14 protein-coding genes and 3 pseudogenes are annotated in these 17,297 nt (G+C 40.5%); 8 read left to right on the top strand and 9 right to left on the bottom strand.

What is annotated here, in order from left to right; genetic code table 11:
- Together H5232_RS19390 and H5232_RS19385 are read right to left on the bottom strand one after the other, a co-directional pair.
- Positions 1-474, bottom strand: a 474-nt coding sequence (locus H5232_RS19390) for a metallophosphoesterase (RefSeq protein WP_182831349.1), incomplete at its 3' end; no start/stop codon positions are given.
- Between the two features lie 79 nt (positions 475-553).
- Positions 554-3,322 (bottom strand): TonB-dependent receptor, encoded by a 2,769-nt coding sequence (locus H5232_RS19385; RefSeq protein ID WP_259400163.1) that lies wholly within the window; start codon positions 3,320-3,322, stop codon positions 554-556.
- Positions 3,323-3,534: 212 nt separating this feature from the next.
- Between H5232_RS19385 and H5232_RS19380 the strand changes: the two genes are divergently transcribed.
- The 5 genes from H5232_RS19380 to H5232_RS19360 all read left to right on the top strand — a co-directional run bounded on the left by H5232_RS19380 (position 3,535) and on the right by H5232_RS19360 (position 8,562).
- Complete coding sequence (locus tag H5232_RS19380) at positions 3,535-4,077, top strand: RNA polymerase sigma factor (RefSeq protein ID WP_182739334.1); 543 nt, start codon at positions 3,535-3,537, stop codon at positions 4,075-4,077.
- Positions 4,078-4,137: 60 nt separating this feature from the next.
- Positions 4,138-5,013: a FecR family protein gene (locus H5232_RS19375; protein ID WP_182831348.1), complete on the top strand. Its 876-nt coding sequence runs from the start codon at positions 4,138-4,140 to the stop codon at positions 5,011-5,013.
- Between the two features lie 98 nt (positions 5,014-5,111).
- On the top strand, positions 5,112-7,979 hold the full coding sequence (locus tag H5232_RS19370) for a TonB-dependent receptor (RefSeq protein WP_182831347.1): 2,868 nt from the start codon (positions 5,112-5,114) through the stop codon (positions 7,977-7,979).
- Positions 7,980-8,123: 144 nt separating this feature from the next.
- Positions 8,124-8,300, top strand: a complete 177-nt coding sequence (locus H5232_RS19365) for a hypothetical protein (RefSeq protein ID WP_182767367.1) — start codon at positions 8,124-8,126, stop codon at positions 8,298-8,300.
- A gap of 76 nt (positions 8,301-8,376) precedes the next feature.
- Entirely contained in the window at positions 8,377-8,562 is a 186-nt protein-coding gene (locus H5232_RS19360; RefSeq protein ID WP_182739330.1) for a hypothetical protein, read from the top strand.
- A gap of 6 nt (positions 8,563-8,568) precedes the next feature.
- Here the strand turns inward: H5232_RS19360 and H5232_RS19355 are convergent, their stop codons facing one another.
- Positions 8,569-9,240 carry an FMN-dependent NADH-azoreductase gene (locus H5232_RS19355; protein ID WP_182717303.1) on the bottom strand — a complete coding sequence of 224 codons (672 nt, stop codon included), beginning with the start codon at positions 9,238-9,240 and terminating at the stop codon, positions 8,569-8,571.
- Between the two features lie 129 nt (positions 9,241-9,369).
- Here H5232_RS19355 and H5232_RS19350 point away from each other — a divergent pair, with 129 nt between their 5' ends.
- Together H5232_RS19350 and H5232_RS19345 are read left to right on the top strand one after the other, a co-directional pair.
- Positions 9,370-10,221, top strand: a complete 852-nt coding sequence (locus H5232_RS19350) for a LysR family transcriptional regulator (protein WP_182767366.1) — start codon at positions 9,370-9,372, stop codon at positions 10,219-10,221.
- A 344-nt stretch (positions 10,222-10,565) separates the two neighbouring features.
- A complete protein-coding gene (locus H5232_RS19345) occupies positions 10,566-11,876 on the top strand; it encodes a DKNYY domain-containing protein (protein ID WP_182831346.1) in 1,311 nt (436 codons plus the stop codon).
- Positions 11,877-12,009: 133 nt separating this feature from the next.
- Here H5232_RS19345 and H5232_RS19340 read toward each other — a convergent pair.
- Both H5232_RS19340 and H5232_RS24380 read right to left on the bottom strand, forming a co-directional pair.
- Positions 12,010-12,228, bottom strand: a pseudogene (locus H5232_RS19340) (haloacid dehalogenase type II); the annotation flags it as partial.
- Positions 12,229-12,393: 165 nt separating this feature from the next.
- A pseudogene (locus H5232_RS24380) lies at positions 12,394-12,735 on the bottom strand (integrase core domain-containing protein); the annotation flags it as partial.
- Between the two features lie 85 nt (positions 12,736-12,820).
- On the opposite strand from H5232_RS24380, the gene H5232_RS19330 reads away from it, so the two are divergent.
- Positions 12,821-13,417 carry a hypothetical protein gene (locus H5232_RS19330; protein ID WP_182831345.1) on the top strand — a complete coding sequence of 199 codons (597 nt, stop codon included), beginning with the start codon at positions 12,821-12,823 and terminating at the stop codon, positions 13,415-13,417.
- A gap of 152 nt (positions 13,418-13,569) precedes the next feature.
- Here the strand turns inward: H5232_RS19330 and H5232_RS19325 are convergent, their stop codons facing one another.
- From H5232_RS19325 to H5232_RS19315, 4 genes and pseudogenes are all read right to left on the bottom strand, one after another.
- Positions 13,570-15,912, bottom strand: a complete 2,343-nt coding sequence (locus H5232_RS19325; RefSeq protein WP_182831344.1) for a S9 family peptidase — start codon at positions 15,910-15,912, stop codon at positions 13,570-13,572.
- Between the two features lie 138 nt (positions 15,913-16,050).
- A complete protein-coding gene (locus H5232_RS24375) occupies positions 16,051-16,332 on the bottom strand; it encodes a hypothetical protein (RefSeq protein WP_259400162.1) in 282 nt (93 codons plus the stop codon).
- A 1-nt stretch (position 16,333) separates the two neighbouring features.
- Complete coding sequence (locus tag H5232_RS24370; RefSeq protein ID WP_259400161.1) at positions 16,334-16,849, bottom strand: class III extradiol ring-cleavage dioxygenase; 516 nt, start codon at positions 16,847-16,849, stop codon at positions 16,334-16,336.
- A 90-nt stretch (positions 16,850-16,939) separates the two neighbouring features.
- Positions 16,940-17,297: pseudogene (locus tag H5232_RS19315) on the bottom strand (thiopurine S-methyltransferase); the annotation flags it as partial.

The raw sequence follows: 17,297 nt of genomic DNA, 5'->3' as shown, positions 1-17,297 counted from the left end.
AATTTGCTGGCCTTTAGAACCCAAAAAGTCTGATTTTCCGCCGGCGGTTTTAAATGGCCGAACCGGATCATGATTACCTGGAATAGCAAAAAAACGCATACCGTACTTTTTTGCATAATCGTCTAGTATCGTTTTTAAACCATTAAGATGCACAGGTTGGCCATCATCAGTAAAATCCCCAGGCAGGGCAACTAGCTTTACGCCTTTAGCGGCAATATCATCAAGGGTGGCGATTAACGCAAAGTAGTTTTCATTAAATAAGCGAGTTGAATGAATTTGCGCCTGCATGCTGCGAATGCTCACCGCATCCTTTGCTTTATCGACTGGTATGCCCGCAAACCCCGCATCAGAAAAGTCCCCATAAATATCGTGAAAGTGAATGTCGGGAACAAAGGCTATTTGGGTGTTTGTAGCCGGCGCAGCAAAAAGCGGTGTACTGCTCAAAAAAATGAGCAATGAAATGAGAAACTTCATTTTAAATATCCTGTGACTGGAACACTTTAAACAAAAAAACCGGAAGCAAAATGCTTCCGGTTATTAGCTTTATAATATATTAAAATATTGCGCGAACACCTAATGCAAAGCGTCTTCCAGAGAACTCATACATTGATGGGAAAGCTGGATCTAATGTATATCCTTTAGTCGCTTCATCGGTAATATTAATGCCCTCTAATGTGAATTTTACTGAATCATTAATGCTGTAACCAAATGAGACATCTGTTTGACCATACGCATCACGATAAACTGGATACATATCACGCTCAATGTACTCTACGTATTTGTCTTTATAGTTATATGAAATACGCGCATCAAAGCTTTCATTTTCATAATAAAAAGTCAGGTTGTAGGTTTCATCTGCAAGCCCCTCTGGCGGGGTAGGGATACCTAAGTCAGATGCACCCGTTATGGAGTTATTTAATGTCGTGTAGTTAGCATTGACACCAAAACCTTCTAACATGCTACTAAAACGAGCAAATGGAATTTGTGCAATAAACTCAACACCACTAACATCATACGAGCCTTCGGCATTCACTTTTTGATAAACATCAAAATCATAAACACCGTCAACAGTACCATTATCATTGTACTTAGTTACGCCATTAACAACACCAGTGAGTGATTCACGTACGACGCCTTCAATTTCTTTTTCAAAGTAAGAAACCGCTAATAAGCCGCCATCTTCTAAATACCACTCCAAGCCCAGTTCCCATTGATCAGCATAGGTTGGTTTTAAATCAGGGTTACCATCGCGATATTTAAACTCACTTAAGCTCACTGTACGTTTATAAGCGATATCCGTTAATGATGGACGCATAAGCGTTTGTGATGCCGCAGCACGTAAAACCAAGTCATCATTAAGCTCAAGGGTAAAGTTAATACTTGGCAGTACTTCAGTGTAACCACCACTTTTAGAGACTGGTGTTGACGTATAAGATGTTGAGCCATCATCATTTTGTACTTGGTGATAACCTGATGAATCAACTTTAGTATCAATATAACGTACACCGGTATTCAAGGTTGCGGGCATATCGCCAATATCAAAAGCAAAATCAGCCATTGCATAAATAGCCGTGGTTTTTTCTGCTACTTGATAATATTGGTCTGGTTCGAAATCAACACCAAAGCCTTCATATCTAAGTTGGTTACGAGCATAGCGATTAGAAATTTGACTCCAACCTTGTTTAGACGGTACGTCAGATAGATATTCGCCACCATTAACCAAGTCTGAAATATTAGTTAGTTCACTGTCAGCTAACGTACGCGTGCCTACCCAAGAGGTATCACCTGCTGATGGACCTGTTGCTCGGTTAGTACCATAATTACGCTCTTTTGATTTGTCGGTATACCGCGCCCCAAACTGCAACTTGGTTAACGCAGGGAAGGAATCTAAGCTAAATTGGCGAGAGAAATCCAATTGAGCAGCATATTTATCATCTGAGATTGCTTCAAGATTAACTTCGTTATAGTCAAATAAATAAGCCTCAGGTGAGTTATACATATCAAATGTATCAGGATTATTACTTGGTATAGTCTCTGCGCCTGTGCTGGTATAATGTGAACGTGTTGCACGATAGGCTGTATGTTTTAAATTAGTGGATTCGGTTGTTTTATCTGCGCCACTATAACCCACTAAACCGTATATATCCCAGTCACCTACAACCCAGTCCATTGCAATACTAAATTGTTGGTAGTCAGTATCACTACTGTGTTCTTTACTTAAAAATTCGTGTTGAGTAGCCGCATAGTCAACGTCGGTTAGAACAGTGATACCGTAATCACCTAGCGTAGAGCTATCATATTGATTAATGCGTTCTAAAGAGCTAACACTTGATGCGGCATAAGCGGATGCATCATATTCGTCTTCATGATCATCAAAATTACCCAGTAAGCCATCAAAGGTTAAGCTAAATTCGCTGCTAGGTTTATATTGTAATGACAGTGTTGCACCCCATTTTTCTTGCTCTGTTAAGTATGAACGATCGCCTACTTTATTTAAAAACACCACGCGGCTTGTTTCATCACTATCAAAGCGATCATTAATTGTTATACCGGTATCACGCTCTAATACGTCCGCAGCTTGGTCAGATTGCCATTGCGATGAGCCTTTCTTTTCTAAAAATCGAGAAAGGGGGCGAAAATCGATCCCTGAATTACTATCAGTACGATTAGTCCGTTGAGAGAATGCAAACGAGGCAAGTGCCCCCCAATCACCAAATGTATCACTGGCTAAAAAGGTTAGTTTAGGATCTGATTTTTCTGATATTTCGTTATAAGCCCCTTCGACCGATGCCACTAACTTACGGCCGTCATAATCAAATGGTCTTGCTGTTGTGATTGCAACTGAACCTGCAATACCGCCTTCTTCATCCGCAGCCGTTGATGATTTTTTTACTGTAACACTTTGAATAATTTCAGAGGCAAACATATCAAATTCAACATCACGCCCGCCACTGCCCGATGCCGTAGCAAGATTATTGATTGATACGAACGTAAATTCACTCGGTAAACTACGTACATTCACCTTTTGACCTAAGCCCTTATTACGCTCAATAGTCACCCCTGGCATACGCTGTAGCGCTTCGGCTAAGTTTTGCTCAGGAAAATCCGCAATATCTGAAGCGACTATCGAATCTGAAAAGCCAATATTACTACGTTTTAAATCAATCGCTTGCTCTAAGCTTTTAATATAACTACCGGTTACGACGATTTGCTCCATCGCTTGATCTTCTTTTTCAGTTTCTTGTGCATAGCTTGGTGCTACAAATAACGAGCTAAGTGCTAATGCTAACGGTGATAGAGTAAAAATTCGCTTAGTCATCATGTTGGTCCTGTTGTATGTATTACGACTTTGAATTGATTTCGCTTCTAATGACGGTGCAAAAATTTAATAGGGGACGTATTTATTTGATGAAGTTTTTATGTCGGTTTTGCGACAGCGCGCTCATAAAAATGTCATCAAATGATCACATTAATATCCACTTTTTTGCTCTAGTATGGCGCCTAATTAAAGGAAAATGCTGTAAATACAATAAAATGATATCGCAAACACAACCGCCTCTATCGCTTGCAAGCAAGCAAAGTCAATCTCATCGACCATTGGTTAAATGTTTTATTGCGAATCAAGATGCATTAAAAAGTTTCTTTCGTCGGGCGGTTGGTGAACAAGCCGATGCGGACGATTTATTTCAAAAATTGTTGCTCAAAGCATTAAAAATAGAATGTACCGATCATATTGATAACCCACTAGCGTATGGTTATCGGATGGCACATCATTTAGTGATTGACCATCACAAAGAGCAAAGTAAATATCCCGAGTGCCTAGAGCATGAGCCATTAAGTACAGAGCTTTCCCTTGAAAACTTACTCGACCATGAGCAACGACTGCGTTTATATCAACAGGTACTCACACAAATGCCTGCGCTACGTCGTGATGTGTTTACTCGAAGGCGGTTACATGGCGAAAGCCGCCAACAAATAGCGCAAAGCTTAGGGTTATCAGAAGAAGCGGTAAAAAAGCATATTTCCCGCGCGATGGATATGCTCAAAGACGCAATCAGCGAATTTATTGCCGACTAAGTGTCCCCTTAATGAACGTTAAGTCGTTATATCAATAATAGAGATAGATAGAGAAATAACATGGTCACCTCATCCAAACATGACGATGAAAATAAAGATCCACTTAAGCAAGCGATTTGGCAAGATGCCGCACTCATTGCAGCATTACAAAAATTAGACTCACAAACACAAGTGAATCAGCCAACACAGGCAGAACCTAGCCAAGAAAAGCCTTTTTGGTTGTGGGGAAGTGCGCTTGCAGCCAGTATTATTGTGGCCGTGGTTGGCGTTATGCAATTAAGCTCAGAGGTAACCCCTGAAGCTTCTTCGCTCGTTGCTGCACAACAGTATTTTGCCACTGAAGCCACTGATATTACTTTGTCAGATGGCTCTGAAGTTGCATTAAATACACACACTAATTTGCAATTTAATGAAAACGATAAAGCCAGACAAGCAACCCTGAGTAAAGGCGAAGCTTATTTTTCAGTAAAACGTGATGAACAGCGCCCATTTACTATCGATACGGGTAACGCAACAATAAGCGTATTAGGCACCGCTTTTAATATCGATAAAACCCTACGCGAAACCACAATTGATGTGTTTCATGGCAAGGTGGCGGTAACCACACCAGATAACGCACAGCGAGTAGAATTAATAAAAGGGCAGCGAGCTCGCGTTCATAATAATCATATTATTGTAAGTACATTTAAAGCACAGCAGCCTGATTGGCAACTTGGCTGGCTTGATTTAGAAAATGTCACCATTAATGATGCTATTTTTCAACTTAATCGCTATACCGACAAACCATTAGTTCTGAGTAATGTGGATGCTAACTTACGAGTCAGCGGTCGTTTTAAAGCAACCGATGTCGTTGGCGCGGCATCTTTAATCGCGCAATTAAACCAGCTTGAGGTTAATCGCTTTGACGACAGTATTGTATTGTCGCCAACAAACTAGTTTGAGCATATTTCTGCAGTTGCTGGCATTGTCATAAATTGTTCATTTATATTCTGCACACTGTCGTTTTATTAATGAAGTAGCAAGGCCGTTCATAGATGTTACGTATAAGCAGTTTTTTATGTGTAGCACTCTCGATTTTTTCTATTGCAGCAGATGCCGCAACGGCCAGTTTAATAGAGCAATTAACTGACCTATCTAAACGGTTTTCCACTGCGATAATATACAACACCTCATTACTAGCAGGCATAACCATTGAGCCCAGTACTCAAACCACACTTGAGCAAACTCTTGATTTATGGCTGACTCCTAGGCAATTAAGCTGGCAAAAAACCGCTTCTGGCATCGTTATTTTTCAAACCGCAACATCAGTACCAGCAACGGCAATATCAATACTCGAAACTAACAATACGCAGGTGATTGAAGAAGTAACAGTAACCGAGTCATTACCTACACCATCCAATGGTGATGCCTATAACCACAATTACCAACAAGCAATTAACTACGCCCAACAAATAAAGAGTAACTATGTAGGGCAAAGCGAAATAGCAATAGGCGCAATGCTCAATCAACTGCCAGCTGAAAATCTTGCCGAGGCACTACAAGCAGTACCCGGCATAAGCATTACCCGCGATCGCGGTGAAGCCCTCAATATTAATGCGATGGGATTGGGTGCTGAGTATCAATTAACGCTATTTAATGGTCATCGCCTTGCAAATACCGAAAACGTTCGAAATTCAAACCAATATGGGCAACAACATCGCTTTGATATATTTAGCGCAGGGTTATTTTCAAATATCGCGGTGTATAAAACCACAAACTCAAGCCTTCCTAGTGGTGCAGTAGGCGCTACAGTTAACTTGCTCAGCGATGACCCCCTTGCTTATCAAGACAATAACCTACAAGTTATGCTCACCACCGCTGCGCTTGAAGGTGAACAAAACCTTCAACCAAGCTTTGGATTAACAGGCAATGCCAAAACAGCAGATGGTGACTTAGCTGTGATGGTAAAAATGAACTATGAAAACCGTCTGCAACGTCAGTTTCAGTTTGAAACCTGGCACTGGGGAGAAAATGGCGGCGCACCGCAGCCTTACCAATGGCCTGATATTAATAAAAACATCTTGGTGCCTACAGATGGCTTAGCACTGACCATAGAAAACGAAGATCGCACTCGCGCAACATATTATGGCGCTTTAGCCTGGCAAGCTACTGAGCGTTTAAAGCTTAATACTCTGTGGTTTAGATCAGATACTGACTTTTCGTTTGATGAGCACCGTATTTCAATTAACCCACAAAGTCAGTCAGCTCAAGCACAGGTTAACGATGAAAATAATAGCTTAAACCAATTTGTGTTTAACGATGTAAATGCCAAAACTAGCCGTGAAGAATCCAACTTATATTATGCCAACCAAACCATACAAGTTGATGCTAACTGGCAACCAAGTGCGCATTTACCCTTAACGCTTTCGCCATTTTACAGTAGCAGTAAAGCAAACAGTAAAACCAAAGAACCTATCTCTCGCGTTCATGGGGCTATTTCGCCTATGCAGGCAAACGTAGTTTTACAAAATAAATCGGTTGATAGCTTTAATTTTGCAGGCAACCTAGGGTTGGTAAGTAGCTACTCACATATTAATCAAATGAGCAAACGCACTATTAATGTGCTTAATGAAGTGGACGAGTGGGGCATTGATAGTCATTGGAGTCGTGAAAATTATTGGGGCTTACAAGCGCTGGATATCGGCTTTTTACATTCAACTCAAAATTATGACTACACCCGCAAAGATATAAGTTTATCGCCCTCGGCTTTAGAGCAACTACCTAATTTAGATGGTCGTTGGCTTGAACCAATCACTAATAAATTTTCAGCTGAGTTTATCAACGCAGATGTACAGCCTTGGCTAATCCCAAAAAGTGACCTTTTTCAACTTTATGATATTGATTTATCGTTCGCTGAAATGAGCGATAGTGACCGATTAAATAGTTACAAAGTAAGGTTTGTATCAAAGGAAGGATACATCTCTTCAAAGTGGCAATTTGAGCAAGTAACGTTAAGTACAGGCTTGCGATACAGCAATACATTAAGTGAAACAAAAGGCTCACAGCATGCAACAACAGGGGAATTAGCGCCCATCAATAGCAGCAATAATGATAGCACTTGGTTACCGACAGTTAATTTAAAATGGCAGCCTTCGCAATTTTGGCAATGGCGGGCAGGCTTTAGCCGCTCTTTAAATCGGCCGAATTACTCAGATTTAAACCCAAAGCTGCATGTAAACTCAGGAGGTCTACCTTATGCAGAGCTTGGTAACCCCAATTTGCAACCGGTTATAGCCAACACTAGTACCCTCTCCGTTAACTGGCAACAACCAAGCGTCAGCGCACAATTGCTGGGCTTTAATCACCACATGAATAACTTTATTGTTGAGCAAGCAGCAAGCTTTAATTATCAAGGCCAGCATTACAACTCTTTGCAACGTACTAACGATGGCCAAGCTCAAGTCAATGGCTTACAAGCAAGTAGCCAGTGGCAATTACCGCAATATAGCCAGTGGTTCTTACAAAGCCAATTATCAGCAAGCATCACCCATATAAACAAAGCTGATGTAAGCACCTTAGCTGGCAATCACTTAAAAGTTGCAGGAGTCTCTGACTGGACAGGTAACCTGCGCTTTTTGGTCAGTGATGATAAATGGCAAGCTGCATTTAATATTAATTACCGTAGTGACTTTTTGGAGCAACACGACATTAGTAATAATGCCAATAGTTATGTTGAAGGCTACACCAGCACAGATTTAAGCTTTAGCTGGTTTTACTCAGCCAATGCCAGCCTGCGCTTAGATTTATTTAATGCCACCAATGAAACACTCACCCGTACAGCAAAAACTGACGGCGCCAGTTCATTACTCAAAGCTGAAGAATTTGGCCGCCGCGTGGTAGTTAGCTTGTCATTAAGAATATAAGTTTTTGAATTTACCACACGTAAACAAAGATCGCTTTTGTAAACCCACATTACGTTTTGAGTAAAAATAATACAAGCAACTAATGTTTAAAGCTAGCTTATGCAAACCCAGTAGCCGCTGAGTTAATGGCTTGCTAGTATCGAAATGATACATAACGATAATTACCTCAGGCAATCCTCAAAAAAAGACGAAGATGGCCCAAATACACATGTTTTATATAGCCAAAGTGAAGGAGGCATAAATTGGGGTGAGTTTAAATCGGTATTAAATAAAGCAGGCACGTCACTAAAAGGCGTTATTGAACAGGATTTAAAAGCCTAACAACCGGCCTTTTAGTAAATATGTTAGCGATGAGCTAGAGCCTAGCTGGTTTATCAATAAAGCAAACAACGTGGTTATGACTTTTCGTGACCAACAAACTCTACCGACCATGCAGTATCAAGGTAAATACAAACGCATTGGTTACAGCTACCCAAAAAGTTATCTTTGGCAAAAAAGCTTATTTATAAGCTACGCAGTTAACAAAGAAGACATAGCCGTAACAAAGCTAGACTTAGCGCAGTTTCAGGAAGCCGTTAAATAAGAGCTTTCAAGCAGCAACATAACTGAGATGCAGCGCAAGCTCTTTAGCTCGACTGTAAGCATTTTCTAGTGATTGTTGATGACGAGTATCGGCAAACTCTTGATACTCACAGGCAATTTCATGAATTGTGCTCACGCCTAAATATTTGCTCAACGTACGTAAGTGCGGCACTAAATGGCTCATATGCTCACGAATACCACCTTGCTCAAAACCAAACTCACCGCTTGAGGTGATCACAACCAAAGTCTTACCGCCAAGTAAAGGCAGCAGCGGAAAGTTTCCACGGGCCAGATCAAAATCAAAAGTTTTGTTGATCCTAACAACTAGATCAAACCAGGCTTTCAGCTGCGCTGGCATACCATAGTTATACATAGGCGAGGAAATCACAATAATGTCAGCACCAGCAATTTCTGCAATGAGTAAGTCTGACAACGCCAGTAACTGCTTTTGCTCATTAGTCTTTTTATCATCAGGAGTAAATACCGCACCTATCCAGTCTTGGGTAATAAAAGGCGGCGGATTCACACCTACATCACGATAAATATACTCATCTATGCTTTGCTGCTGAGTAACGCTCTCTATAAAACGCTTAGCTATATTTTTAGAGATTGAATCGTGATCTGGATTGTCATTTTTAACGGCTCTGATGCTTGCATCAATGTGTAGTAGGGTGGTCATGCTGTTTATCCTGTTAGTAATTGTGCGGTCATCATCCAACTAACAGAGGCTTTTCACAAACGAGTTAACCTCAGCTATAAATAAGTTATACTCATCTATAGTCAATTTTATTATTTGCCAATATCACTTATGCAAGTATCACTACAAGCGCTTAAAGCCTTTGAAGCTGCAGCGCGTTTAGGCAGCTTTAAAGCCGCCGCTGATGAACTCTCACTCACGCCAACAGCGATTTCACACCATATAAATAATCTTGAAAGCCGTTTAAATGTGGATTTATTTTACCGCCAAGTAAGAAAGATCACTCTCACTCCCACTGGTGAATATTTAAGTGCGGCCACAAGTGACGGCTTTAACCGCATCGACCAAGCACTGGCAACTGTGCAAGCCACAGGGGCAACAGTTAAAATAACCACCACCTCGTCACTGGCCGCCCTGCGCTTAATACCCGCATTGCAGGAATTATCAAAAAGTCAGCCCAATCTTGAGGTAGATATATCAACCAGTGAAGCCATTGACAAACAATTGCACACATTACCCATTCGCTTTGGCCAGCAGCGCAATATAAACGCAGATGACATTATAAAAACCGAACATTTTAACCTGTTTGGCTCATACAAAGCCGCCGATATCCCATGGCAAAATGGCCCTGTTACGCTCTATACCACAAAATGGAAAAGCAACGCGCTAAGTGAGCCTCCAATTAAACAATGGCTTACTCAAAACAACTTAGATCCTGCTTTGTTTATTATTAAAACCTTCGACCAAGAGCTATTTGGCATTCAAGAAGCTATGGCAGGCTCAGGACTGGTATTTTGTTCAACCACGCTAGTACAACGATTATTAAACACCGAGTTACTTAAAAACTTTAATACTCAAGCAGTTGAATCTGAGTTTTGTTATTACATACCCAATAAACAGCGTTTTCAAACCCGAGATACACGCCTAGTTTTAGAATGGGTAGAAGGGCTGTTGAATTTATAAATGCTAGTTATAAATCAAATTAAGTAATAGCTAAAAGTAGGGGGTTACTGATTTATCTTATTGCTTTAGACTTTGTCTAATAGGCAAAATAAGGATAAAGGGTCAGTCAATAAATATTATGTCTGAAGTCAATATTTGCTCCCCTGGGTTTCTATGTAAGTTCACACTAAGCAATTAGGGGTTATTCATTCTTTCGAAATGATCTTTTAAATTGCCTACTATGTTATGGCATAGAATTATGAACGCCCTCTTCATCTTGTGTTAATCATTAGCAGCCCGTTAAACATGGCGCTATAAATATGTTATTTTATCCGCTGATATATTTAATAGCTATGGAAAGATAAATGAAAATACTCATATGGATTGGAATTATATTTTTAGTCATCCCCCTTGTTGGTGCCTTAATTGCTCTTATTATTGGCTTATATGTTAATAATCCTAGCACGCATAACGCGACTGCTTTTGATAGTAAAATTAGCAATCAATATTACCTACAAGACGGTAAAGTTGTTTATGTTTTAGATGGCAATTTTTTCCAAATTGGAGGCTCTCCAGTAGAAGGAGCTGACCCTGATACGTTCAGTGTGATTAGTCAGTCTTACGCTAGAGATAATAATAGTGTTTATTACAACGGAAGACGGGTTGAGGGTGCTGATCCTAATTCAATTCAGTTGATAACATCGGGTATTAATACAAGTAAAGATGAATCTGGTTATCTTGTTAGTGGTGGCAAAGTTTTTTGTTATGGACAAATGATAGAAGGTGCAGACGCCGCTTCGTTCTCTTATTTGTTGGGCTCATACGCCATGGATAAAGAATATTTATATTACTACATCGATGACAAATTTCCACGTAAAGCAATGCCTGAAGCGATTAAAAATGCGAACGAGCGTTATATTCGTCATGGTGAGCAGGTAATTTATCAGGGAAAAATAATTAGTAACGAAGCCAGTCGTTTTAAAATTATTAATGATGAGTATGCCGTAGACGGACAGCATGTTTATTCACATGGTGAGGTTGTTGAAGGCATGGTAGCCGATGGCTTTACGGTGATTACGCCTTACTACAGAAAAGATAAAAATCAAGCGTACTATTTTAATACACCCATTCCAGAAAGTGATCCATCTACATTTAAAGTATTAAATGATTCTGTTGCCAAAGATGGTAAGCACGTTTACTACAACGGTTATATTGTTGACAATAGAACGGTGGCAGAAGTGAGCCGGTCTGATGCCAGCGAGCTTGAGAAGATGTGGAAATGGAATTCTCTTCACTTAAGCCCAACGCGGGTGATTCTGGTTCCTACTGATGATGTTGAAGACATTACAAATAATTTTTATGCTTACAATAACGAAGTGTATAGCAGAAATAATAAACTTGTCGGTGTTGAACCTGAAGATGTGGTTATTCTTGATGAAGATGAAAAAATATTTGTCCGTATAGGATCTCAGGTTTTTTATTATAATGTTGTAGTTGAGGGTGCAGATCCAAACACTTTCACTGTAATAGCCGATCGTTTTTCAAAAGATGCTAAGCATGTTTACTGGGAAGTGTATAAGGTAGTCGATGCCGACCCGTTAACCTTTGAATATGAAGAAAATTTATATGCAGACGAGAACGATGCGGGTGAGTACTACTTAAAAAGATGGGAATAAACGCTCAAAGGTACAGGGTATGGCTATCTACTCTGTATCTTTATTGTGTATTCGACTATGACTTCCAAACAGTCTGATAAGCCCTTACGACAATATCGACGTTTGAAGATCTTGCCAAGTCTTTTCGGGCATTGTGCAGTAAACAGGCATAATCAAGCGCATGCTCAGTACACACAGAAAAAGGCATATAGTTTTGCATTAAGCTCCATCTAAATGAGTATTCTTGCTGTTTTTCACGCTAGGTAGTTGAAAATGCGTGTGCGTTATCGCCAACCATATTTTCAAGTAACGACACCACGCCATGAGTGTTTATAAGTGTACCGTATACATCAAACGCCAGTGTAGTTGCCATTAATGACTCCTGTTTAAATCGTTACTAAAACGCGATTTTATCGCTCAGCTTAATCACCATATCAGGTAATAAAGTACAGTAACACTACCGGCGATTTAAGCACCCACTGTAAACCCCGTTACGATTTGGTTAAAAATACGCACGGTAAGATTGTGTTTGTTGTGGTCAACTAATTCCAAGCAGTGAATTAAGTTTTTCTTCTGCTACACCATGTGATTATGGCTATGTGGCCTGCGCCAATTATAATAATTCATCAAGAAGCTAAGATCTTTTTCAGCGTCTTGATAATTACTATAACCCAATGAGGGAACCCATTCTGTTTTTAAACTTCTAAATAGGCGCTCCATCGGCGCATTGTCCCAACAATTCCCTCGGCGGCTCATGCTTTTTTATCCGGTAACGCAATAACTTTTACTAAAACCTCTTTGCGCCGTATTGGCTTCCTTGATCTGAGTGAAACATCAATTCAGATGGTTTGCCTCGTTGCTCGTAGGTTTTATCTAATGCTATTCTTTCCGTCTAGTTTTTAGATAATAATTAAGACAGATGTAAGCTCTAACTCTTTGTACTAATTATTTAAAAGGATCGTTTAGTGATACACAATATTTCAAAATATAGTTTTTTTTGTTTAATTTTATTGCTCATTTCATTGAGTGCTCATGGGCGTAGCCAGTCGAGTATGTTTTGCGAAATATCCTCTATCGAGGGCCAAGCAGTCACAATTAATAAGAAAAAGTATGATAATGACCTCAAATATGACTTTCAGCTTATAGATGAACATAAAATAATAACCGTTACAGTAGGAGTTATAAGACCTGAGCACGACTCTATTTTATTTAAAAACTCAGCGAAAGAAGCATCGAAGATTGAAATTGTGGAAGACTCACACAAAAGATATGAAAAAATGTGGGAAGAGGAGCTTTTTCATACGGTGACTTTATTACATTCTAAAAACTATATTTGGGAGCAACGTACTGCAAAGCTATCAATTTGGAAAGCTACGTTTAATGAGCATTATAGATTAATAGGCTTTTGGTCAGCAGCAAGCGACGAGGAGATGTTCACTCTTTCATTAAATGCACTAAACGCTTCTAATCAACAGGAATTGGTGCCAACTAATGTAATAGCAAATACTGTTGATGAAATACTTAGCCAGTGCAAAATAAAATCATTAAAAAACGAAATCTAAAAAGTTAAAGGGCTCACTAACACTGCTTCAAATTAACTCTCTACTGGTCAAAAGCTTTACCTTAGCTGTAAACCCCCATTACGATCTGATTAAAAAAGCCACACACCTTTTGTTAGTCTATGGCTTTTTAGTATCTAAACTAACTAATCAAATTACTGATTTAATAAGTTCTTTTCAAAAAACTCGGCCATCATAGTGTGATAGTGCAGGGCGGTGCCTTTGCCTTCTCGTAAGCTATGTGAGCGATTTGGATATGAGAAAAACTCAAACTGTTTGTTGTACTTAACAAGCTCGTTAATTAAACGCTCTGAGCCTTGATAATGTACATTATCATCGCCTGTGCCGTGAATAAGCAATAGTTTACCAGTTAGGTTTTTCGCAAAGGTAATTGGCGAGGTGTTGTCGTAACTCTCAGGATCGGTATTTGGGTTACCCGCATAACGCTCTTGGTAGATAGTGTCGTACAAGCGAATGTCTGGCACCGGCGCTGAGGCAATACCGACTTTAAATTTATCACCATGGCGGAACAATAAGTTAAGGGTTGAGCTGCCGCCGCCTGAGTGACCCCATACACCAACACGGTCGGTGTCTATTACATCCCAGCGTTTAGCCATGGCATCAAGCGCATCAACTTGGTCTTGTACTGTGATTGAGCCGATTTTTTTATAAATCGATTTACGCCAATCACGGCCTTTTGGTGCTCGCGTGCCACGGTTATCAACCGATGCCACAATAAAGCCTTTTTGCGTTAATAGTGATTTATACAAGTAGCTGTCGCCTTCAAAGCGGTCTTGCACTGTTGAGCCCCACGGTTCGCCATACACGTAAAAAACGATTGGGTATTTTTTACTGTTATCCATGTTTTTAGGGAACATAATGTAGCCGTCAAGCTCAGTGCCATCCTGCGCATTCACTTTAAAGAACTCGTGATTTGGTAAGCTTTGCTCTGCGAGTTTTTCTTTCAGCTCTTTATTTTCAACTAAGGTTTTAACATTACTGTGATCGCTTACTTTAATGATCTCTTTAGTTGGCGGCGTGCCAAATTGTGAGTAAGTGTGCATTGCCCATGAGGTATCTTTAGACATGTAATAGCTGTTTGAACCTTCAAATTCAGCAGGCGTTACGCGTACAGGTTTACTACTACCATCCAAAGACGTACTAAATAAATAACGTTGACCTGCATCGTCTGGCGAAGCGGTAAAATACATCACGTTTTTATCTTCGTTTAGCGCCAGCATATCAACAATATCGTAATCACCTGGGGTTAAATCGATAATGATTTTGCCATCGCGAGATACACGATAAAGGTGACGCCAGCCGTCGCGCTCGCTGTGCCAAATAAAGAACTTACCATCTTTTGACCAGTTGGCTTTGTAAAACCACTCGATAAAAGCATCGTCTTTATCTTCTAAAATTTTGGTCAATTGCTGTTTTTGCCAATCGAACAGCCAAACCTTGTTGTGGTTTTGCGGGCGGTTTAAGTCTTGGATCATTAATTCCTTACTGGTGCCTGCCCAGCTAATACGAGGAATATAGCGGTCGCGGTTATCGCCTTCAAGTTTTGCCCAGCGGGTTTGTTTGTCGGCAATACTCACCACACCAACACGTACTGCAGAGTTGATTTCACCGGCTTTAGGATAAGGGAACTCTTTAAGAGTAGGGTAGAGCTCATCAGTGTTGTTGATCATAGTGAAAAACTTCACATCGCTAGTATCAAGCTGCCAATAGGCGATTGATTTGTTATCTGGGCTCCAACGAAAGCCATCAGCAATGGTGAATTCTTCTTCGTACACCCAATCAAAGTTGCCGTTAACAATGGTGGCGCTGCCATCGGTGGTAAGCTCTGTTACATCGTTACTACCAACCGCTTGCATATAAATGTTGTTATCGCGCACGTAAGCCACTTTTGAGCTATCTGGTGAGAACTTAGCAAACATTAATTTAGTTGGTTCAACATCTGCGCCACCTAATTGCTGTAATTGATTGGTCTCAAGATTGAGTAACCAAAAATCCCCGCGACTACGAGAGCGCCAAACTTGCTCACTATTGGTAAATACCATCAGCCATTTACCGTCTTTTGACCATTGATAGCTTTCGATTGCAAATGGCTCGTCTGCGCCCTCTGGCAGTAGCTTTTCAAACTCAACTAATACTTTACGGCCCGTGCCATCGGCATTGTAAAATACAATGTCGTTACCTTTTACGCCGTGTTCTTTTTCGTCATCAGCTTTGGCATTCTCAGCGTCGTCTTTTTTATCTTTTTCGCTTTCACGCTCTTCAAGTACTGTATAACCGGTGCCATCATCAAGCCATTTAAAGTAAGTGCTACGCTGTGCCTTGAAATATTTATCTTTATAGATTTGTTCAAGCGACAGTGGATTGCTAATTTGTGTCATTGTTGTAGTAGCCGTAGAATCAAGTGTTACAGAGCAGCCAAACAGTGACAGCCCAGCCAGTACCGACAAAACCAGCCCAGAGGTTTTAAGTAATTTCATGTAGTGATCCTAAAAGGGGTTAGTGCGCGTGTATTTATTTACAGGTCGCATTAGCAACACTTTAGCAAAAATTACCTATAAGATCTGAACGTTTGTCGCAATAACTCTTAGGTTAAACCCAAAACGTACAAAGTACGGCTACTGCCAAAGATACATACTGGCCTTTTTGCCAGAAATTTCTAACTCGTATACGTTTTCACACGGGCGTTGTGCCGCGCCATAACATACATGTAGAGGCAGTAAATGCTCTTCTCGTGGATGACAAAATTGTGCCCCTGGTGCTAGTTTCCAGTTAGTTAAACGTTGCTTGCGCTCAGACTCATCAAGCTTAGGGTTTGCTAAGGTGTCAGTTAACCATTGCTCAAAACTCTGGTTGAGCTTTTGCGTAGCCGTTGTTTGTTTAGCAAAAAATGCCTGCATGTTATGAAAGGTAAAGCCGGGAGCCAATGATCAATAAATTTTCATACTCTATTTGCTGCAACACTTGGCCAATTTTGAGGTGCATTGCGGGATCAAGGCTCGGGTTTAGCGAAATTTGCACACATGGAATATCAGCCTCAGGAAACATGATTTTTAATGGTACAAACATGCCATGATCAAAACCTCGTTGGGTATCAAGGTTGGCAGCAATACCATTGCTTTGTAGAGCCTGTTGCACTTGTTCAGCAAGCTTTGGCTCACCAGCACAAGGGTAAGCTAACTGATACGCCTGCTCGGGAAAGCCGTAGTAATCATAAATTAATTTAGGTGTTGCTGAGGCTGTGATTGCAATAGGGTTTGCTTCATAGTGAGCGCTGATCATTAAAATAGCACTAGGCTTAGTAATTTTAGCGGCAACTGATTGCAAACAAGTCACCATCTCTTTATGGCTTGGCTCACCAAGCAGCGGTAATGGGCCGCCACCATGAGATAAAAAAAACACATTTACTTGTTGCATACTCACCTCTAAATTGCTCGATGTAGTAGTATAATGTACGCACAAATCCAAATTAACTAGCCACAAAAATGCACAGCTAAAGTGCATTTATTAAGGTTTAGATACCATCAACCAAACCACGATACTGGCAGGGGTCACGCCCTTAATACCTTGGCTTAACTTCTCGCAGCTGAGTATTTTTAGGCTGTACTTCTTTGCATAACTACTCTGTATCTCAGCCGCTGAAACACTATAAGGTGTGCCACAGCGCTTAGATTGATCATACACACAAGTGATCAATAACTGTGGTGCAGCATTACTCAAGGTAATTATGTGCTGAGCATATTGATTACGAATAGCGTATGGCAGCGCCACCAATGCGCCGCGATCATAAATAGCATCAACATGACCTAAATGATCTGCAGTTAAAGCGAATACATCCCCCACCCAAATGCAGATCCCCTGGGCC

The sequence above is a fragment of the Pseudoalteromonas sp. SG41-5 genome (genome assembly GCF_014164495.1).
Classification (GTDB): domain Bacteria; phylum Pseudomonadota; class Gammaproteobacteria; order Enterobacterales; family Alteromonadaceae; genus Pseudoalteromonas; species Pseudoalteromonas rhizosphaerae.
Note: the sequence above shows the minus strand (reverse complement) of the source record. Positions and strands in the feature narration are given on the sequence as shown.

Bases quoted from the DNA above. Each gene is read 5' to 3' on its own strand.
- H5232_RS19365 (WP_182767367.1), top strand. From the start codon at position 8,124: ATGATACATAACGATAATTACCTCAGGCAATCCTCAAAAAAAGACGAA.
- H5232_RS19325 (WP_182831344.1), bottom strand. From the start codon at position 15,912: ATGAAATTACTTAAAACCTCTGGGCTGGTTTTGTCGGTACTGGCTGGG.
- H5232_RS24370 (WP_259400161.1), bottom strand. From the start codon at position 16,849: ATGCAACAAGTAAATGTGTTTTTTTTATCTCATGGTGGCGGCCCATTA.
- H5232_RS19355 (WP_182717303.1), bottom strand. From the start codon at position 9,240: ATGACCACCCTACTACACATTGATGCAAGCATCAGAGCCGTTAAAAAT.
- H5232_RS19350 (WP_182767366.1), top strand. From the start codon at position 9,370: ATGCAAGTATCACTACAAGCGCTTAAAGCCTTTGAAGCTGCAGCGCGT.
- H5232_RS24375 (WP_259400162.1), bottom strand. From the start codon at position 16,332: ATGCAGGCATTTTTTGCTAAACAAACAACGGCTACGCAAAAGCTCAAC.
- H5232_RS19370 (WP_182831347.1), top strand. From the start codon at position 5,112: ATGTTACGTATAAGCAGTTTTTTATGTGTAGCACTCTCGATTTTTTCT.
- H5232_RS19345 (WP_182831346.1), top strand. From the start codon at position 10,566: ATGAAAATACTCATATGGATTGGAATTATATTTTTAGTCATCCCCCTT.
- H5232_RS19360 (WP_182739330.1), top strand. From the start codon at position 8,377: ATGACTTTTCGTGACCAACAAACTCTACCGACCATGCAGTATCAAGGT.
- H5232_RS19375 (WP_182831348.1), top strand. From the start codon at position 4,138: ATGGTCACCTCATCCAAACATGACGATGAAAATAAAGATCCACTTAAG.
- H5232_RS19380 (WP_182739334.1), top strand. From the start codon at position 3,535: ATGATATCGCAAACACAACCGCCTCTATCGCTTGCAAGCAAGCAAAGT.
- H5232_RS19385 (WP_259400163.1), bottom strand. From the start codon at position 3,322: ATGATGACTAAGCGAATTTTTACTCTATCACCGTTAGCATTAGCACTT.